18 protein-coding genes are annotated in these 18,989 nt (G+C 46.2%); 4 read left to right on the plus strand and 14 right to left on the minus strand.

Going from position 1 to position 18,989, the window contains the following annotated elements; translation table 11 throughout:
- The 14 genes from lpxB to rpsB form a co-directional block, all read right to left on the minus strand.
- Window positions 1-1,176 (minus strand): lipid-A-disaccharide synthase, encoded by a 1,176-nt coding sequence (gene lpxB, locus IE074_RS02505; protein WP_189383865.1) that lies wholly within the window; start codon window positions 1,174-1,176, stop codon window positions 1-3.
- A complete protein-coding gene (lpxA, locus tag IE074_RS02510) occupies window positions 1,176-1,967 on the minus strand; it encodes an acyl-ACP--UDP-N-acetylglucosamine O-acyltransferase (protein ID WP_189383866.1) in 792 nt (263 codons plus the stop codon). Before lpxA ends, lpxB begins: the two co-directional genes overlap by 1 nt.
- Before the next feature lie 2 nt (window positions 1,968-1,969).
- The gene (gene fabZ, locus IE074_RS02515) at window positions 1,970-2,419 is read right to left on the minus strand and encodes a 3-hydroxyacyl-ACP dehydratase FabZ (RefSeq protein WP_189383867.1); all 450 of its coding nucleotides are present in this window, start codon (window positions 2,417-2,419) and stop codon (window positions 1,970-1,972) included.
- An 80-nt stretch (window positions 2,420-2,499) separates the two neighbouring features.
- Window positions 2,500-3,585 (minus strand): UDP-3-O-(3-hydroxymyristoyl)glucosamine N-acyltransferase, encoded by a 1,086-nt coding sequence (lpxD, locus tag IE074_RS02520; RefSeq protein WP_189383868.1) that lies wholly within the window; start codon window positions 3,583-3,585, stop codon window positions 2,500-2,502.
- 2 nt (window positions 3,586-3,587) lie between these two features.
- Window positions 3,588-4,193: an OmpH/Skp family outer membrane protein gene (locus tag IE074_RS02525; RefSeq protein ID WP_189383869.1), complete on the minus strand. Its 606-nt coding sequence runs from the start codon at window positions 4,191-4,193 to the stop codon at window positions 3,588-3,590.
- A gap of 105 nt (window positions 4,194-4,298) precedes the next feature.
- Window positions 4,299-6,668, minus strand: a complete 2,370-nt coding sequence (gene bamA, locus IE074_RS02530) for an outer membrane protein assembly factor BamA (protein ID WP_189383870.1) — start codon at window positions 6,666-6,668, stop codon at window positions 4,299-4,301.
- 103 nt (window positions 6,669-6,771) lie between these two features.
- Window positions 6,772-8,103 carry an RIP metalloprotease RseP gene (rseP, locus tag IE074_RS02535; protein WP_189383871.1) on the minus strand — a complete coding sequence of 444 codons (1,332 nt, stop codon included), beginning with the start codon at window positions 8,101-8,103 and terminating at the stop codon, window positions 6,772-6,774.
- 17 nt (window positions 8,104-8,120) lie between these two features.
- On the minus strand, window positions 8,121-9,296 hold the full coding sequence (locus IE074_RS02540) for a 1-deoxy-D-xylulose-5-phosphate reductoisomerase (protein ID WP_189383872.1): 1,176 nt from the start codon (window positions 9,294-9,296) through the stop codon (window positions 8,121-8,123).
- Window positions 9,297-9,302: 6 nt separating this feature from the next.
- Window positions 9,303-10,175, minus strand: a complete 873-nt coding sequence (locus IE074_RS02545) for a phosphatidate cytidylyltransferase (protein WP_189383873.1) — start codon at window positions 10,173-10,175, stop codon at window positions 9,303-9,305.
- Between the two features lie 13 nt (window positions 10,176-10,188).
- The gene (gene uppS / locus IE074_RS02550; protein WP_189383874.1) at window positions 10,189-10,944 is read right to left on the minus strand and encodes a polyprenyl diphosphate synthase; all 756 of its coding nucleotides are present in this window, start codon (window positions 10,942-10,944) and stop codon (window positions 10,189-10,191) included.
- A 38-nt stretch (window positions 10,945-10,982) separates the two neighbouring features.
- Entirely contained in the window at window positions 10,983-11,543 is a 561-nt protein-coding gene (gene frr, locus IE074_RS02555) for a ribosome recycling factor (RefSeq protein WP_189383875.1), read from the minus strand.
- Between the two features lie 10 nt (window positions 11,544-11,553).
- Complete coding sequence (gene pyrH / locus IE074_RS02560) at window positions 11,554-12,270, minus strand: UMP kinase (protein WP_189383876.1); 717 nt, start codon at window positions 12,268-12,270, stop codon at window positions 11,554-11,556.
- 120 nt (window positions 12,271-12,390) lie between these two features.
- On the minus strand, window positions 12,391-13,263 hold the full coding sequence (gene tsf, locus IE074_RS02565) for a translation elongation factor Ts (RefSeq protein ID WP_189383877.1): 873 nt from the start codon (window positions 13,261-13,263) through the stop codon (window positions 12,391-12,393).
- Between the two features lie 140 nt (window positions 13,264-13,403).
- Window positions 13,404-14,159, minus strand: coding sequence for a 30S ribosomal protein S2 (gene rpsB, locus IE074_RS02570; protein ID WP_189383878.1), 756 nt, complete (start codon window positions 14,157-14,159; stop codon window positions 13,404-13,406).
- A gap of 211 nt (window positions 14,160-14,370) precedes the next feature.
- Here rpsB and map point away from each other — a divergent pair, with 211 nt between their 5' ends.
- The 4 genes from map to IE074_RS02590 are packed head-to-tail and all read left to right on the plus strand — an operon-like array spanning window position 14,371 to window position 18,987.
- On the plus strand, window positions 14,371-15,171 hold the full coding sequence (gene map / locus IE074_RS02575; protein WP_189383879.1) for a type I methionyl aminopeptidase: 801 nt from the start codon (window positions 14,371-14,373) through the stop codon (window positions 15,169-15,171).
- Between the two features lie 3 nt (window positions 15,172-15,174).
- On the plus strand, window positions 15,175-17,793 hold the full coding sequence (locus tag IE074_RS02580) for a [protein-PII] uridylyltransferase (RefSeq protein ID WP_189383880.1): 2,619 nt from the start codon (window positions 15,175-15,177) through the stop codon (window positions 17,791-17,793).
- Window positions 17,790-18,491 (plus strand): MarC family protein, encoded by a 702-nt coding sequence (locus tag IE074_RS02585; protein WP_189383881.1) that lies wholly within the window; start codon window positions 17,790-17,792, stop codon window positions 18,489-18,491. The genes IE074_RS02580 and IE074_RS02585 overlap by 4 nt, the downstream gene beginning before the upstream one ends.
- 13 nt (window positions 18,492-18,504) lie before the next feature.
- A complete protein-coding gene (locus IE074_RS02590) occupies window positions 18,505-18,987 on the plus strand; it encodes a disulfide bond formation protein B (RefSeq protein WP_189383882.1) in 483 nt (160 codons plus the stop codon).
- Window positions 18,988-18,989 lie beyond the last annotated feature (2 nt).

The raw sequence follows: 18,989 nt of genomic DNA on the forward strand, positions 1-18,989 counted from the left end.
TTACGCCGGTGAATTTGCTGCGCGTAAAATGGCTTGTGCCGCAAGACGGGCAGTATCCTGACGCAACGTTTCATGAAGCAACAGGAATTTTTGTTTTACTTCCTGAATATAAACGGTGTTTTCCATTGCATTAATGCAGGCTGCAGCCAGATTTTCAGGGATCGCATCATCCTGAAGGATTTCAGGAACGGCAAATTCTTTTAAGAGTATATTGGGTAATCCCACCCAAGGCACATAAGGCTTGAGTTGCCCTGACTTCCATTCCATCAGCTTTTTCATCAAGGGAGAAATCACATAGGAAATAACCATGGGTTTTTTGAATAATGCCGTTTCAAGAGAAGCAGTACCACTCGCTACCAATGCCGCGTCGCAAGCCTCCATCACATCCCATGCAATAGGACGCCCTGTATCGGTGGCAGAAAAGGTTTTCAGGTTTTTAACCGGAATGCTGGAATAAATCCCATCAAAATCCTGCTGCCTTTTTTCATTGACGACAGGAACAATAAACTGCAACATTGGGTCGTGCTTTAATAGTAGCTGGGCGGTTTGCAAAAACCGCGGGGCCAGCAGTTTAATTTCCGAAGCCCGGCTTCCAGGCAAAATCGCCAGTATTCGAGAGTCTGGGCTTAGCCCCAAGCGAAGCCTTGCTGCCTGCATATCGGGCTTAACCGGTATCTGACTGGCCAAAGGATGGCCCACAAAGGTAACCGGTATACCTTCCTTGCGATAGATATCCACTTCAAAAGGAAACAGGACCAGCATGTGGGAGACTGCCTTTTTGATGGCATGAATACGTTCATACCGCCATGCCCAAATAGATGGCCCTACAAAATGAACGGTAGGCACCCCCTTTTCGCGCAATTTTTGCTCCAGGCGCAAATTGAAGTCAGGCGCATCCACTCCCACAAACACATCAGGTTTATGGGCGATTAAATTGTTTTTAAGACTGGTATAGGTTCTGATTAAAGAAGGCAGTTGCTTGAGTGCATCAGCGTAGCCAAAAACACTTAATTTATCCATAGGGTGCTGGATTTGCATCCCGCGTGAGCGCATGTTAGGCCCGCCAATACCCGTAAAATGAACCTCTGGCTGGATTTTCTGGATACCATCAATAATACGAGAGGCTAAAAGGTCGCCGGAAGGTTCACCGGCAACCATTGCAACTTTCAGACCCATTAACGGCCTATTCCACGAGAATGAGTTTGGAAAAAATCCAAAAATGGCTGAAGTACCGTACGGGTATCGGGATGTTGTTCCTGATACTGTTTGATTTCATCAAGCGCTTGCTCGGTAGACAACTTACGCATATAAATTATTTTGTAAGCTTCTTTAATGGCTGAAATCTGTTCAGCTGAAAAACCACGGCGTTTAAGGCCTTCAGAGTTGATGCCAGCGGGGCGATAAGGCTGACCTGCACCCAGCACATAAGGAGGAATGTCCTGACGAATCGCGCTCATGCCACCCGTCATGGAATGCTCACCAATCCTTATAAACTGATGCGCGGCAGTACCGCCACCCACAATAGCCCAGTCACCAATATGAATATGCCCGGCCAGTTGTACAGAGTTGGCAATAATGGTGTGGCTGCCAATTTGGCAATCGTGCGCAATATGCACATAAGCCATAATCCAATTGTCATTGCCTATGCGGGTAGTGCCTACATCCTGAACAGTGCCCGTATTGATGGTGACATATTCACGGATGGTATTGTTATCGCCAATTTCAAGCCTGGTAGGTTCTCCGCCATATTTTTTGTCCTGGGGCATACCACCAATGGAAGAGAATCGGTAGAAATTATTGTTTTTACCAATCGTGGTACATCCATCAATAATACAATGAGCACCAACCGTGGTTCCTTCATCGATGCAAACATCTTTATGAATCACTGCATAAGGACCAACAATAACGCTGGGATGGAGCCGTGCCCCATCATAAATAATTGCTGTTGGATGAACGTTGTTTGACATTATCAGCCTAAATCCCTTATTGCACACATGATTTTTGCTTCAGCAACCACTTCGCCATCAACAGTGGCCTTGGCCTTGTATTTGCATATGACTTTGCTGATGCGTTCGGCTTCTGCATGCAACATTAACTGGTCACCAGGGACAACCGGTTTACGAAAACGGGCACCATCAACCCCTACCAGGTAATAAGCCGTTTTTGAGCTGTCCAGCATAGTCCCGTCTTCATTTGAGAATGAAAAAATGGCCGCAGCCTGGGCTAGCGCTTCAATAATAAGCACCCCGGGCATAACTGGCAAGTGTGGGAAATGACCTTGAAAAAAGGGTTCATTGATAGTTACGTTTTTGACAGCAACAATACTTTTTCCTGGAACCATTTCAAGGACACGATCCACCAGCAGCATAGGATAACGATGAGGGATGCGATCCATAATGCCTTGAATATCGATTACCATAAATTTTCCTGTTATTAATATTTAAAAACTTACAAACCAAGCTGTACTGGTGAAGAGCCAGCCAGCCTGATTCGATTGAATTATTTTTTTTCCAATTGCTGAATTCGTCTTCTGAGCTGAGCCAACTGCTGCAGAACGGCAGCATTTTTTTGCCAGACTCCATGTGGGGCAATAGGGAAAACTCCCGTGTAGCGACCCGGCTCAAGAATGTCCGATGTGACGGCAGAACCGCCAGAAACATGTACGTCATCACCGATAGTAATATGACCGGAAACCATGCCTGCACCAGCGACAGTGCAACGGGCACCTATTTGGGTAGAGCCTGCAATGCCAACACAGGCGGCCATGGCAGTATGGTCACCAATCCTGACGTTATGACCGATCATGATCTGGTTATCCAGTTTGACACCATTACCAATAACCGTATCCTCAAGCGCCCCTCTGTCCACTGTGGTGCAAGCACCAATTTCAACATCATTGCCAAGAATAACCCGTCCAAGCTGGGATATTTTGCACCAGGCGCCTTTTTCATGAGTGTTGTCGGGTGCGAAACCGAAGCCGTCTGCGCCAATTACCGAGCCACTGTGCAATATACAGCGTTGACCAATAATCACATCATGATAAAGGGTGACATGGGCATATAAGATACTATTATTGCCAATAACCGAGTTCTTGCCAATAACACAGGAGGCGCCAATGATACTGCCTGCTGCAATTTTAACGCCAGACTCAATAACCGCAAGGGGGCCAATAGACACACCCTCTTCAATAATGGCATCAGGAGCTACAATTGCAGAGGAGTGTATCTGTTTGGGTATGGAATTTAGCCTGAAGTTGTCAAACCATTGTGCTATCCGGGCATACATCAAATAGGGATTTTCACATACCACCATCGCGAATGAAACGGTATCGGGCAAATGGTCAACCGCTTTTTGGGGAAGAATAACAGCTGCCGCTTCAGTTTTTAGCAAATGTGGAAAAAATTTTGCATTTGAAAGAAAACTGATTTCAGTCTTTCCTGCATTACTCAGGGAGCCCAAGCCATAAATTGATGGCAAGGGTTGATTTGAACTGTTTTTGATTTTCCAATCCAAACCTTGCGTATCAATCTGTTCAAGCAGTTTATCCAGCGTAACTGCCTGACTCGGATTTAATACGATTGCCATGCTTATTTTTTATCCAATGCTTTAATAACAATATCGGTAATATCGATACGTGCGCTAACGGTTACCGCATCCTGAACAATAAGATCGTAATTTTCTTTTTCAGCAATATCACGAATAGCCGCATTGGCTTTATCTACAATACCTGAAAAAGCTTCGTTGCGACGACGATTGAAATCTTCCTGAAATTCACGGCGCTTACGCTGAAGATCGGTATCAATGTCCGCCAGTTCGCGCTGAGCCTTGGTGCGATCAGCATCAGTCATGACGGGCGCATTTTTATCAAATTCCTCGGCTTTGCTACGCAAAGTGTTAGCCAGTTTTTGCAGCTCTTCATCCCTTTTTTTGAATTCAGTTTCAATTTTTTCCTGTGCTTCTTTTGCAGGTGCTGAATCGCGAAGGATCTTTTCAGTATTAACAAACCCGATTTTCAATGGACTATTGCTTGAAGTTTCTGCTGCAGCTTCAGTCTTCTTTTCTGTCCCTTCGGTTGTTTTTTTTGCTTGTGCGAATACAGTCGGTGCAGTTAATGAGAGACCGATTACTGATGTTGCAAGCAACATACTAACTTTACGTTTACCGAAAGTATTTTTTGCCAAACTTGAACTCATGAAAATAACCTTATAATAAAAAAGGAATTATATAAAAATCTGTTCGTCAGGACAGTTTTAAAACAGGCCCGACGATTAAATACCTGTTAAAGTTTGTATACATCCTTAGAATGCAGTACCAATCTGGAACTGGAAGGATTCTTTATTATCCCCCGGTTTTGCACTGATTGGGCGAGCATATGAAATTTGCAATGGACCCAAGGGGGACTGCCAAGACAGGCCCACACCGGCAGAATAACGCCAGCCACACGGTTTATCAACCAGGCCACCATTGTTTATATTACCGTTGGTACAAACGCTTTTACCGGAAACACTGACTTTGCCGGCATCGGCAAACAGGAACCATCGCAACGTGCGGTCATTTTGTGTGCCCGGGAAAGGCAGGTAAAGCTGCAAATTGGCAATCACACGGGTAGAACCACCTAGATAGTCGCCCGATTCCAAATCACGAGGACCTAAGGAAGCGCCTTCATAACCGCGAACGGAGCCAATACCACCGGCATACAGATTTTTAATAACCGGGAAAGGCTTTTTGCTATCAAAGCTTCTGCCATAATCGGCACCAAGATTGAAGGCTAGCGTGTAGTCTTTACCCAAAGGCAAATAGTATTGTTGCTGGGCACTTAGCATATAGTACTTCAGATCACCCACCCCGGCAGTTGCCGTTAACGAGGTATAGTAACCCTTGGTTGGCGCAAGCGCGCTGTCACGGGTATCTTTGGCCCAGCCAAGATTGAACATGAATACATTAGTGGATTCACCATAAATGTCCACAAAATCACGATAGGCCTTGGGAACAATATATCCTGAATCCGTATCTGGCAATTCAATCTTGTTGTTTTCAAAGGTCAGGCCCATGAAAATACGGTCATTTTCAGAAATGGGCACCCCAAAGTTCATTCCAAAACCAATTGAACGTGTTCGGTAGTTATCTTCGTCCTGGTCTACGTTTGAGTTATAGGGGCGATCAATACGGTAATACAAAGAAGTGCTACGGCTAATGCCGCTTGAGGTCCAGTATGGGTCTGTGTGCGTGATAACAGCTGCACGGTTTCGTTTACTGGTATTAACCTGTAAGCCCAAGTCGGTACCACTGCCAAAAATATTTTCCTGGCTGATACCACCGGTAAATGAAAGTTTATCAGTAGAACCATAACCTACACCAAGGTTAATCATACCGGTTGGCTTTTCCTTGACATCAACAACGATATCCACCTGGTCATCGGTTCCCTCAACAGGAGCCTGGCTAACCTGCACCTCGTTGAAATAGCCAAGGCGATCTATGCGTTCTTCTGATGTGGCCAATTGACCGGCATCATACCAGGCTGCCTCTTGCTGGCGCATTTCACGACGAATAACCTGGTCACGTGTGCGCACGTTACCGCCAATATCGATGCGGCGCACGTAAACACGTTTGCCCGGATCAACAAAAAATGTAAGGTCGGCTTCGTTCGTACCGGGAACCGTTACCGGGTTTGGCGTTACAGTGGCAAAGGCATACCCCAGCTCACCCAGCCGGGTTTTGATGGCAGCGACGGTATCGCGTGCTTTTGATGCATTAAACACCTCACCGGGTTTAGATACCACCAAAGACTCGAGTTCTGTATTCAAATCAAGCAAATCACCGGCAAGTTGAACTTTACGTAATGTATAAGGCTCACCTTCACTGACCGTCATGTTAATGGAGATATCTTCCCGATTGGGAGAGATGGTGACCTGAGGGGGCTCCATGGTGAAGTCCAGATAGCCGCGATCAAGATAGAAACCCTTGATGGTTTCTGTATCCTGTTCAAGTTTTTCACGGGAATATTTATGTGTGCCTGTATACCAAGTCATGAAACCGGGAGTGGTAAGGCTTAATTCATCAAGCAGTTCGCCCTCTGAGAAGGCCTTGTTACCGACGATATTGATATCTTTGATACGGGAAGAAACGCCTTCATCAACCGTAAAACTGATGCCTACCCTATTATTTGGCAAAGGGGTAAGTGTTGAGCTGACGTCGACACCATAATGGCCCTTGACGACATACTGCTGGCGAATCTCTGTAGTGGCGCGATCCAGAAGCGCGGGATCGAGCGCCCGTCCAGTGCCAAAACCAACTTGTGACAATGCGGTGGTAATGGCTTTATTGTCGAAAGCACGCATTCCTTCAAAGGTAATGGAAGTAATAAGCGGCCGCTCTACGACATTGATTTGGACAATATTGTTTGCCGTATTGATTTTGACATCATTGAAAAGACCGGTTGCATAAAGGCGACGGATGACGTCTGAGGCCTGCTCTTCAGTAAATGTATTACCAACCTGCACGGGCATGTAACTGAATACCATTGAAGGCTCTGTACTTTCCAGGCCTGTAACCTGAATATCCTTGATGACAAAGGGAGAGAAAGCAAATACTGCCTGCGGTATCAATAGTGTAGCGATAAGTGATGGAATCGCTTTTTTTCTTATATATGTCATCGGACGAAAAGACATTAGGACTATCCTTGATTAATATTCAGTTAGAACATAACATGCGATTGTAAGGCAGAAATTCCTTATTTGCCAGTAAAAACCCGCTCTTTATCACATCAAAATCTCATAAAACACGGGCAATGTCATTTACAAATGCAAATATCATTAAAAACAGCAATAATGAATATCCAACCATCAGGCTTTTTTCCTGAACCTGTTCCGACAGGGCTTTTTTTCTAACCATTTCTATCAGGCAGAAAACCATTTGACCACCATCCAGCCCGGGAATTGGAATAAGATTCAAGACGCCAATACTGACAGTGATAAGCGCAATAAACTCAATGAATTTATCGAGACCAACCTGAGCGGACTGACCGGCATAATCGGCTATTGCGATGGGGCCACTGATATTCTTCCATGAAAGCTGTCCCATTACCATTTTGCCCAGCATTTTCAAAGAGAACCAGGCGGTATCAAAGGTTTGCACCGTTGCCAGGTATACACTTTCAAAAATACCGTAGCGCACGGTTAGCGTCGGGTATTGACCTGAAAAAGCGACCCCGATTTTGCCTATGGCCTGACCATTTTCATTAAATTCTGCGCGCGGGGTAATATTAAGCGACAACTCGGTGCTATCCCTTGAAATTAGCAAGGTCAGGGTTTTATCAGGACTTTCCTGTATTAGCTTAATCAAACCGGTAATACTTATATCTTCATGGGAACCTGCACGTAAAACCAGGTCCCCATCCTTAAGTCCGGCCTGCTGCCCTGCCCCGTCATCAAGGACATTGGCCACACGGGGCTTTGGCGCCATTAAGGCAAGGCCCGCCTGCCCCATCAAATCAACACCTTCCAGCGTACCTGTTACCTTGGGAAATTGTATGGACACATCACGTACAGCACCATTTTGGGCCTGAAGTGCAAGCGTGGTTTCAGCACCCGAGGCAAGCGGCTCAAGTAGGGCCAAACGGGCCTCAGCCCACCCCTGCACGTCAACCCCATTTACTGCCAACACCCTGTCTCCGCCATCAATTCCAGCCATATAGGCAGCGGTTTCAGGCGCTGGCTGTGCAAGATACGGAACGGGTTCTGTTGTCCCGCTTATTTTCATACCGGAATAAATAATAATGGCCAGCAAAAAACTGAAGAAAGGGCCCGCAGCAAATATGACAAACCGTTGCCAAGGTGTTTTTTGACTAATCGCCCGTGCGGCTTCCCGTGGACTGGCGCCCACAGGCGGCTCTGCAAGCGGTTTTACATAACCCCCCAGAGGCAAGGCCGAAACTGCCCATTCGGTACCATGTTTATCGGTTTTTTTGAAGAGGATTTTCCCAAAACCAAGAGAAAAACGCTCTACTCTCACGTTGTAATACCGAGCGGCAAGATAATGCCCCAGCTCGTGGAACACAACCACAACGCTGATAGTAATAATAAAAAAAAGCAGATTAAAAAGCATCAAGATCCCCAGGCTGGTCAATGAGTAGTGTTTAACAATTCACTGGTATGGCTTCTAGCCAAGGCATCAAGCTCGAAGACATCATCTATGTGACACAAAGAGCCTTTGACAGTTCCGGCAAATCCATCAAGCATTTTTTCAATAGTAACTGCGATATCGGTAAATTTTATTTTGTTTTTCAGGAAATAATCAACCGCCACCTCGTTGGAAGCATTAAGCACCACACAGTCTGACTGGCTTGATTTTAATGCATCAAAGGCAAGTCGAAGACAGGGAAACCTCTGGTAATCGGGCAACTCAAAATTAAGCTGCAGCAAACGTGAAAAATCAAAGCTTTCGGTATTGCTTTCAATCCTGTCCGGGTAACCTAAAGCATAAGAAATGGGAATGCGCATATCAGGATTACCCAATTGGGCCAACAATGATCCGTCGATATATTCAACCATGGAATGAATCGTACTTTCCGGATGGACCAGAACATCTATTCTGGAAGCATCAACATCAAACATCCATTTGGCTTCTATCACCTCAAGACCTTTATTTAGCATGGTTGCCGAGTCAATGGATATTTTTCGCCCCATTGACCAATTAGGATGCTTGCATGCCTGCTCGGGGGTTACCGCAGAAAGGCCGGCAGGATCAATATTGCGAAACGGTCCGCCTGAAGCGGTCAGAATAAGGCGCTTGACCTGTGAATTGTATTTGCCATTGGGAAGACATTGAAAAATGGCATTGTGTTCACTATCAAGCGGTAACAAAGTGGCATTGTTTTTTTTCACTGTTTCCATGAACAGGGAACCCGCAGCAACCAGTGCTTCTTTGTTGGCTAACAAGATCCGCTTGCCAGCCTGTGCTGCTGCAAAAGCAGAGGGTAAACCGGCCGTTCCCACAATAGCGGCAACCACCGTATCCGCTTCAGGATCACGGGCCGTCTCGCACAGTCCTTCTGAGCCAATACGGATTTCAGGCATGCTTACACCTGAAGGCCAAAGCTGCCTGAATGTTTTATCAGCGACATCATCAGGAACGATGACAACCTTCGGATGATGAACCAGAGAAAGTTCAAGCAATTTGCGAATACGACTATGAGCGCTGAGTGCATATACGGAAAAACGGTCTGCATGTTTTCGAATAACATCCAGCGTACTATCGCCAATGGAGCCGGTGGCACCAAATATCGCTATGTTTTGCATAATAAATCAATGAATAAGTAAATACCAGATCAACATTGCAATCGGACTGACTGACAATACTGAGTCCAGTCGATCCCAGACACCGCCATGACCAGGCAACAAATTACTGGAATCCTTGAAACCCGCCCGTCGCTTCAGGAGCGACTCATACAGGTCTCCAAAAATGGAATAAACTGCCAGCAGCAAACCCACTGCGGGTATTAGCAAAATGGAAGACTGCTGTAGCATAAAATAAGAAAAACTGTTCTCGATGAAAGCACTGGCCAGCATCCAGATCATGGATGCCAAAATTCCGCACACAGCGCCCGAACGGGTTTTTCCCGGACTGATTTTGGGCGCAAGTTTTGCACCGCCAAAATATTTACCACCAAAGTAAGCAAAAATATCGGCACACCAAATTAGAATCAGGTAAGAGAAAACAAACCAGGCCCCATGAATAAGATACATGGTAATAATGGCATACCAGGTTGCCACAATGGTGACAAAACCAAATAAGGCATGTAAGAAATTTTTTCCCGGGGGATCAAGTCGGGCCCGATAAAGCACAATGGGAATGAGCAACAGCCATACAAATGCACTAAGCACAACGAAAAACAGGCCAGCTTCGTTGAATAGGGATAAATAAGGCGTGTCATCAGCTATTATTTCAGGCGGGAAAATGGAACCGCCCAAAAACAGCATGAAAAGAATTATGCCCCCGGCATACTCAATTCCTTTACCTTTACATGCTTTAGGCAAAGTAAGCCGCAACCATTCCCAAAAAGCCGCCGAAGCGGCCAGGCTGACAAAACAGTTAAAATATACCGGATTTGGTATTGAAACAACAGCGACCAGAACCGCCAAAAGAATAATGGCCGTTATGACTCTTTGGCCGAGCATGAATGCCCCCTTGTTATTTTATTTTAAGCTGGGCGCTGGTGCGCCCAAACCGGCGCTCACGTCCCCGGTACCACTCAAAAGCCAACTCCAGATCTTTTTCTTTGAAGTCTGGCCAATAAGTATTGGTAAAGTAAAGCTCGGTGTAAGCCAGCTGCCAAATCATAAAATTTGAAATGCGGCTTTCACCGCCCGTTCTGATAAACAGGTCGGGTTCTGGTGCCCAGGACATGGCAAGATAGCTGTTAAGCAGCTGCTCATTGATTAATTCTGGCACCTGAACCGCCTGCGGATTTTCCACAATAAGACGCTTTATTGCCTGCAGGATATCCCAGCGACCACCGTAATTGGCCGCAATCGTCAGGGTCATTTTAGTGTTGCCACTGGTTTTTTCCTGCGACTGAAGAATCAGTTGCTGCAATTTTGGCTCAAACTGGGACAAATCACCCACGATCTTCAGGCAGATGCCATTTTCATTCAGGCGCTTGACTTCCCGCTCTAGCGTGCGAATAAAAAGGCGCATGAGCAACGAGACTTCATCTTTGGGACGGCGCCAGTTTTCTGAACTGAATGCAAACAAGGTCAGGTAACTGACGCCGCTTTTAGCGCAGTGCTCGACAACTTTGCGTACTGCCTGCACGCCACGGACATGCCCTGCCGTACGAGGCATTTTTCGGTCGGTTGCCCAACGGCCATTACCATCCATGATAATGGCGATGTGCTTTGGCACATCATGGGTATCCGGAATATCAAGTGTCGAACTTTGAATCATTGGCAAATTTCAATTAATGTAAAAATATAAGCCAACGCTTAAACTTTCATGATTTCGGCTTCTTTTTGAGAAACCAGGGTATCAATTTCAGCAACGAATTTATCTGTCATTTTCTGGATATCATCCTGACCACGACGTTCATCGTCCTCTGAGATTTCTTTATCTTTCACCATTTTCTTGAAGGTGTCGTTAGCATCACGACGCAGGTTACGTATTGCAATTTTAGCATCCTCACCTTCGTTTTTGACCACTTTAGTCAGATCACGGCGACGTTCTTCTGTTAAGGCGGGCATTGGTACACGCAAAAGCTCACCCAACGCAACAGGATTCAGGCCAAGATCAGATTCACGAATCGCCTTTTCCAAAGGTGCCGCCATGTGCTTTTCCCATGGTTGAACACTAAGAGTGCGCGCATCAATCACGTTAACGGCAGCAACCTGGCTGACGGGAACCATTGAACCATAGTAGTCAACCTGAACGTGATCGAGCAGCGCGGCAGTAGCGCGACCGGTACGAATTTTTGACAAATTGTTTTTCAGCGTTTCAATGGATTTATTCATCCTGGTTTCAGCTGATTTTTTAACTTCTGAAATACTCATTGCATATCCTTTATACGTGAACTAACGTGCCTTCATCTTCACCGCAAACAGCTCTTTTCAGGGCACCTGGCTTATTAATTGAAAAAACCATGATAGGAAGTTTCTGGTCACGACACAAAGCAAATGCCGTTGCATCCATCACTTCAAGTCGACGTGTAATTACCTCATCAAAACTGATGCGTGAATATTTTGTGGCAGTAGGGTCTTTATTTGGGTCAGCAGAATAAATGCCATCAACTTTTGTAGCTTTCATGACAATTTCAACACCCATTTCAGCACCGCGTAATGCGGCGGCGGTATCAGTGGTGAAAAAAGGATTTCCTGTGCCTGCAGCAAAAATAACCACTTTTTTCTCTTCCAGATAGCGCAATGCCTTGGGTCGAATGTAAGGCTCTACTACCTGATCAATATTCAGGGCGGATTGCACCCGTGCAACAACACCGTGGTTTTTAAGTGCATCTTGCAGTGCCAGGGCGTTCATGACCGTTGCCATCATGCCCATATAGTCTGCAGTTGCCCTGTCCATGCCTTGGGCTCCGGGCGCCACACCACGAAAAATATTACCTCCGCCAATGACAATGGAAAGCTCTATTCCCAATTTTGCAACTTCAGCAATTTCTTCCGTCATGCGAATAATCGTTGCGCGATTAATGCCATACGCATCTTCACCCATCAAGGCTTCGCCAGAAAGCTTTAAAAGAACGCGTTTAAATTTATTGCCACTCATGCCAAGGCATCCTTAAAAAAATTAACATGCTATTGTAACAAGTCCGGAACAGGACTTTTGCAGTTTTCAAAAATAATCCCCTTAAAAGGGGATTATTTTTATCAGGCGAAAATGCTTGATTTAGTTACCGGTAGCGGCAGCAACCTCGGCAGCAAAATCGGTAACCTGCTTCTCGATACCTTCACCAACCACAAACATGGCAAAGCTGGAGATGGAAGCTTTTTTCTCTTTCAGCATTTGCTCAACCGTTTGCTTGTCGTTTTTAACGAATGGCTGGGTCAGCAAGGTAACTTCCTTAAGGAACTTGGCAATAGAACCTTCAACCATTTTGGTGACGATATCAGCAGGTTTGCCAGACTCTGAGGCTTTTTGCTCTGCCACAGAGCGCTCTTTTTCGATTTCCTCGGCAGGCACGCCGCTGGCATCGATAGCTTTAGGCTTGGTGGCGGCAATATGCATGGCCAAGTCTTTACCCACTTCCTGGTCACCGGAGAACTCAACCAACACACCAATACGACCACCGTGAACGTAGCTGGCCAACAGGTTTTCGGTTTCAATCCGCTGGAAACGGCGAATAGACATATTTTCACCGATTTTGCCGATCAGGGCTGAACGTGTGGATTCTACGGTACCCTCAGCAAATGGCAAGGCAGACAGCGCATCAACATCAGCGGGATTTTGTTTGGCAATCAGCTCAGCCATTTGGTTGACGAAGTTAATGAAGTCGTCATTTTTTGCCACAAAATCGGTTTCGCAGTTAATTTCAACAACAGCACCCGTCTTGCCATCTTCAGCAATAAAAAGACCAACCAGACCTTCAGCGGTAACACGTGAAGCAGCCTTGCTGGCTTTGCTACCCAATTTGATCCGCAGGATTTCCTCGGCACGTGCCAGATCTCCATCAGCTTCTGTCAGTGCTTTTTTGCACTCCATCATGGGCGCATCTGTTTTCTCGCGCAGTTCCTTTACCATCGCAGCAGTAATCGCAGCCATTTTTACTCCAGTATTTTTAAAGTCGCCCCGACTGGGCGGGGCGAATTGAATTTACAAATATAATTGATCAGCCTCGCGGGATCAATTGACAACATACCCGATTTTCATGACAAATGAATATTAGGCAAGATGCTGTCATATTAGTTGTTGTCGTCTTCCTGAACTTCTTCAACAAACTCTTCCTCGGCCTCAACAATGGTCTCAACAAGACCATTCAGGCTTTGCTCACGACCTTCAAGGGCAGCGTCAGCCACGCCTTTTGCATAAAGGGCGATTGCTTTGGCAGAGTCATCGTTACCGGGAATAACGTAATCGATGCCATCCGGTGAGTGATTGGTATCAACAATGGCAACAACCGGAATACCCAGCGTACGGGCTTCCTGGATGGCAATTTTGTGGTAGCCAACGTCAATAACGAACAAAACATCAGGAAGGGTATTCATGTCTTTGATACCACCGATGGATTTGTTCAGTTTTTCCAGTTCGCGTTCGAACATCAGGGCTTCTTTCTTGCTCATGCGCTCGGTGCTGCCATCAGCAACGGCAGCTTCCATTTCTTTCAGGCGCTTGATAGAGCTTTTGACAGTTTTAAAGTTGGTCATCATGCCGCCCAACCAGCGACTGTCAACATAAGGCATGCCTGCGCGTGCGGCTTCTGCTGCAATTGTTTCACGTGCAGCACGTTTTGTACCAACAAACAGGACTTTACCGCCGCGAGCGGTTGTCTGGCGAACAAATTTCATTGCTTCCAGGTAGTTGCCTACGGTTTTTTCCAGGTTGATAATGTGAATTTTGTTACGGCTACCAAAAATGTACTGAGACATTTTAGGATTCCAGTAACGGGTTTGGTGACCAAAGTGCACACCTGCTTCCAGCATTTCACGCATTAATGACATGATATAAAAACTCCAAAGGGTTAGTTCCTGTGTATTTTCAGCATTGACTTATCTTTTAAAATCAACACCCTAGGAAAAAATACACGCGATTTACTGCTTAATTGAAAATAAAAATAAGTGGTACAATCTATGTTTTTCACCACACACTTACCCGGCAATTTCAGGTAAGCCCACCATTCTACTATCTTTTTTATTATTTACTCAAGCGGTTATGCCAATTTTAACAAATCAAACTGATATCGACCAAATGCGGGACGCCTGCCAAACAGCCGCCTCTGTTTTGGATTATATTGCTCCTTTCGTCAAGGCAGGTGTAACAACCGGTGAAATCGACCGACTGTGTCTGGCTTACATGACCGATGTCCTGAAGGTTAAATCGGCCACTATTGGCTACGCACCGCCAGGGCACCCCCCCTACCCCGGCAGTGTCTGCATTTCTGTGAATCATGTGATTTGCCATGGCATCCCGGGAGAAAAAAAGCTCAAAAACGGAGACATACTTAATATTGATGTCACGGTGATCAAAAACGGTTGGTATGGCGACACGAGCCGCATGTTTTATGTCGGCCCTCCTTCAATTTTGGCAAAACGCCTTATTGAAAACACCTATGAGTGCATGTGGCTTGGCATCCAGCAAGTCAAACCCGGTGCCACCATTGGCGATATTGGCCATGCCATTCAAAAACACGCTGAAGCCAACGGATTTTCAGTGGTGCGTGAATATTGCGGGCATGGTGTAGGACGCAATTTCCATGAAGAACCACAGATATTGCACTTTGGCAAACCCGGTGAAGGACAAAAACTTGAAAAAGGCATGGTTTTTACCATAGAACCCATGATTAACGCAGGCCGCAAAGAATCACGAATTCTGGCAGACCAATGGACTGTCGTAACACGTGATCATAGCCTTTCAGCGCAATGGGAACATACGCTCATTGTTACTGAAACCGGCTACGAAGTGCTTACCACCTCTCCTGGCATGCCAGCGCCACCCTCTTTTATCAAGCAATAAAAAATGAATATCCCCAGCAAAGCACTCCTTGTTAAACAACAGCTTAACGAACAGCAAGGGCATCTGTTTGACTTATACAGGCAACAAAAGATAAGACCGGATACTTTGCTGGTATCGCTGCGTAAAATCGTAGACCAGGCATTTAAAAACCTGGTCATACTCCATCCGCTTCCCCAAAATGCCGTCCTTTGCGCTGTAGGTGGATATGGGCGCGGAGAACTCTACCCGTTTTCCGATATTGATATTCTTATCTTGCTTAGACAAGAGCCTGAACCAAAAGAAAAAATCGAGCTTGAATCTTTTATCGCAATGTTGTGGGATCTTGGCCTGGAAATTGGGCATAGCGTGCGAACCATAGAACAATGTCTTGAAATATCGAAAACCGACATAACAATAGAGACCTCATTGCTTGAATTGCGCTTTGTCCTGGGCAACCGTAAACTGGCTCTTGAACTGGATAGAAAATTTCATGCCCAACTTAACCCGCGTGAATTTTATCTGGCAAAAAGGCTTGAATTACAACAGCGCCATGCCCGCTTCAATGACACACCCTATTCTCTTGAGCCCAACTGCAAGGAATCACCGGGCGGCCACAGGGATCTGCAGCAAATACATTGGCTTGCCAAAGCTGCCGGAATGGGCCCAAGCTGGCGAAATCTGGTCACTGCCGGACTCATGACCGATGATGAATCCAGTAAATTGAAAAAAGCGGAGCAGGAATTCAAGCGGCTTCGGATTGAACTTCATTTACTGGCCAACAAGCGCGATGATCGACTGCTGTTTCATACCCAACCGGTACTGGCTGAAATTTATAAAATAAAATCCCAAGGCAGCAAACGCCCCAGCGAAGTACTCATGCAGCGATATTACAATTCTGCGCGTATTGTTTACCAGCTCACCCAATTCATGATGCAAAACTTTCAGGACTATTTTTTTCCTGTTACCAATGCCATGCGCGTGGATATTGATGAGGATTTTTGCAGCATCCAGCAAAGGCTAGACATCAAGGCGGATGATGCCTTCGAGCGCAAACCCCAATTATTGTTAAAATCATTTCTGGTCATGCAGCAACACCCTGAACTGACCGACATGACCGTGCGTACACAACGGGCCATCTGGAGCTCACGCTTCAGGATAGATGCCCAGTTCAGGCGCAACCCGGTAAACCGGCGTTTTTTTTTACAAATCCTGCAATCTCCCACAGGCATTGTACATAACCTGCGACGCATGACAATGCTGAATGTACTGCCCATGTACATCCCTGCCTTCAAAAACGTAGTGGGCCAGATGCAACATGATTTATTTCACGTATACACCGTAGACCAGCACACTTTGATGGTCATTCGCAATCTGCGACGCTTCACCATGCCTGAGCATGCCCGTGAATATCCGCTGGCCAGCCACCTGATTGCTTATTTTGAAAAACACTGGCTACTGTATGTGGCCGCACTTTTTCACGATATCGCCAAAGGACGAGGTGGTGATCATTCCGAACTGGGTGCGGTTGAAGTCCGAAAATTTGCAAAAGATCACAAACTTGAGCCGGAAGACGCCCGCCTGGTTGAGTTTCTGGTCGAGAACCATCTTGTCATGTCCCGGGTCGCCCAAAAGCAGGACTTATCTGACCCGCAGGTTATACGGGATTTTGTTGATTTGGTAAAAACAGAACGCTACCTGAGCGCGCTTTATCTGCTTACCGTGGCTGATATCCGTGGGACCAGCCCGAAAGTCTGGAGCGCCTGGAAAGGCAAGCTGCTTGAGGATCTGTATAACCATGCATTGGCAGCGCTGGGTGGTGCGCAACTGGACCGTAGCAGCATTTTGGCACAACGTAAAAATGAAGCCATGGCATTAATCAGTCTTGCAGGGCTGGATGATGAAGACAGGGATGCATTTTGGTTAAAAATGGATGTCGCTTACTTCCTGCGTCACGAACCCCTGGAAATTGCCTGGCATACGCGGCAGTTATATAAGTCGGTATCTACCGAACAGACCGTTGTGAAAGCCCGACCCACCGACAAAAACGAAGGAATTCAGCTGCTTGTTTATACCAAAGACAAGGAAAACCTGTTTGAATTGATCTGTTCCTATTTCTACGAAAACCAGATTAATATTCTTGATGCCCGCATCCACACCAGCAATGAAGGCTATGCACTTGACAGTTTTATCATTGAAAGCCTTGCATTTGGAGAGGATACCCGTTCTTATGTGCCGATTATTGAACATGGTCTTGCTGATAAAATCACAAAAAAACAGCTTGAAGACTTTCAGTGCGTGCTTAAGCGAAGAACCCGGTTCAGCATGACGGCAGGCGTTCGTCGATCACGAACCTTTCCTATTGTACCCAGCATAGAGTTACAGCCAGACGAACACAGCAAGTCCTGGCGACTTTCAATTACAGCCACGGATACTCCGGGTATACTATACAGCCTTGCCTCCACTTTCAGCAGGCACAACATCAATCTTCAAATGGCCAAAGTCATGACCTTGGGCGAGCGAGTGGAAGACGTTTTCATCCTTGATGGCGTTACACTTGAAAACCCCCGCACACAACTGCTGTTTGAACGCGACCTGCTTGAAACCCTGAAAACCCTTACCTATCCGGATGCCCGCATCAAATGATGATTAACGAGTATGTTTATTTTATAGGCCGCAGTTTCCTGTTTGTTGTGGGTACCTTGCTGCCACTCGTAAACCCTCCCGCAGTCACACCCATCTTCTGGACAATGACCAGTGGCGCCAGTAGTGCAACACGTGCCATCCTGGCGAAAAGAATTGCCATTAACGTACTTATCATGCTTGTTTGCGCAACTGTGGGTGGAAATATTGTCCTGAGCTTCTTTGGCATTTCCTTGCCTATTGTAAGGGTGGCCGGTGGGATTCTGGTGGTAGCCAGTGCATGGCAGTTACTTAATGCCAAAGACAACGACACGGTTCATGCAGAAAAACTGGCCGAGCAATTCACCATGGAAAAAGTCAAGGCACATGCTTTTTTTCCGTTAACCTTTCCCATCACCTGCGGACCGGGAAGCATTTCCGCCGCCATCACAATTGGCGCCACCATTCAAAGTTCCAGTCCAGCCTATAGCCTGCTTAACTTAACAGGAACCCTCACAGGCATTTTGTTTGTTGCAATTATTGTGTATCTTTGCTTGCGCTATGCCGCACAATTTCTCTATAAACTCGGTTCTACCGGAACGGCGGTTTTCATGCGGCTGTCCGCCTTTATACTGCTTTGCATTGGCGTTCAAATTGTCTGGAATGGCGCATACGAGCTTATAATGTCTCTTTCAGGCGATATTGCCAAACTTCATTCCTGAAAAAGGTTTACCCGTGACACAAAAAATACTAAATACAGTTGCATTAGCCTGCCTGGCTGCTGTTGGCATTGCCTTGTTCTGTCAGCATTTTCTTGATATGCCTCCGTGTGCCTGGTGTGTTTTGCAACGTCTGATATTTCTGACGATTGCCGCCGTTTGTCTGCTGGCCAATTTTTTCAGTTCAACCATTGCCAAAAAGATGCTTGCCTTTACTGTATGGGGGCTGGGCGTTTGCGGCGTTCTTGCTGCGTGGTACCAATATAGCGTAGCCTCTGAGATGTTTTCCTGCGACATGACGTTTGCCGACCGGTTTATGGCCAAAACAACCGGCCTGGATGCTGCCATACCATGGCTGTTTGGCATTTACGCCACCTGCATGGACGCCCGGGCAGAGTTATTGGGCGTTGAATACGCCATCTGGAGCCTGCTGTTATTTGCTGTCATTGTTATTGCCTCATTGGCAGTGTTATTCAGAAAAAACAACACTGCCCAATGAAG

Origin of the sequence: Advenella faeciporci, from assembly GCF_014652395.1 — a bacterium.
Taxonomy (GTDB): Bacteria; Pseudomonadota; Gammaproteobacteria; order Burkholderiales; family Burkholderiaceae_B; genus Advenella; species Advenella faeciporci.

Excerpts from the sequence above, each read along its gene's own strand:
- lpxB (WP_189383865.1), bottom strand. The coding sequence starts at position 1,176 with ATGGGTCTGAAAGTTGCAATGGTTGCCGGTGAACCTTCCGGCGACCTT.
- lpxA (WP_189383866.1), bottom strand. The coding sequence starts at position 1,967 with ATGTCAAACAACGTTCATCCAACAGCAATTATTTATGATGGGGCACGG.
- fabZ (WP_189383867.1), bottom strand. The coding sequence starts at position 2,419 with ATGGTAATCGATATTCAAGGCATTATGGATCGCATCCCTCATCGTTAT.
- lpxD (WP_189383868.1), bottom strand. The coding sequence starts at position 3,585 with ATGGCAATCGTATTAAATCCGAGTCAGGCAGTTACGCTGGATAAACTG.
- IE074_RS02525 (WP_189383869.1), bottom strand. The coding sequence starts at position 4,193 with ATGAGTTCAAGTTTGGCAAAAAATACTTTCGGTAAACGTAAAGTTAGT.
- bamA (WP_189383870.1), bottom strand. The coding sequence starts at position 6,668 with ATGTCTTTTCGTCCGATGACATATATAAGAAAAAAAGCGATTCCATCA.
- rseP (WP_189383871.1), bottom strand. The coding sequence starts at position 8,103 with ATGCTTTTTAATCTGCTTTTTTTTATTATTACTATCAGCGTTGTGGTT.
- IE074_RS02540 (WP_189383872.1), bottom strand. The coding sequence starts at position 9,296 with ATGCAAAACATAGCGATATTTGGTGCCACCGGCTCCATTGGCGATAGT.
- IE074_RS02545 (WP_189383873.1), bottom strand. The coding sequence starts at position 10,175 with ATGCTCGGCCAAAGAGTCATAACGGCCATTATTCTTTTGGCGGTTCTG.
- uppS (WP_189383874.1), bottom strand. The coding sequence starts at position 10,944 with ATGATTCAAAGTTCGACACTTGATATTCCGGATACCCATGATGTGCCA.
- frr (WP_189383875.1), bottom strand. The coding sequence starts at position 11,543 with ATGAGTATTTCAGAAGTTAAAAAATCAGCTGAAACCAGGATGAATAAA.
- pyrH (WP_189383876.1), bottom strand. The coding sequence starts at position 12,270 with ATGAGTGGCAATAAATTTAAACGCGTTCTTTTAAAGCTTTCTGGCGAA.
- tsf (WP_189383877.1), bottom strand. The coding sequence starts at position 13,263 with ATGGCTGCGATTACTGCTGCGATGGTAAAGGAACTGCGCGAGAAAACA.
- rpsB (WP_189383878.1), bottom strand. The coding sequence starts at position 14,159 with ATGTCATTAATGCGTGAAATGCTGGAAGCAGGTGTGCACTTTGGTCAC.
- map (WP_189383879.1), top strand. The coding sequence starts at position 14,371 with ATGCCAATTTTAACAAATCAAACTGATATCGACCAAATGCGGGACGCC.
- IE074_RS02580 (WP_189383880.1), top strand. The coding sequence starts at position 15,175 with ATGAATATCCCCAGCAAAGCACTCCTTGTTAAACAACAGCTTAACGAA.
- IE074_RS02585 (WP_189383881.1), top strand. The coding sequence starts at position 17,790 with ATGATGATTAACGAGTATGTTTATTTTATAGGCCGCAGTTTCCTGTTT.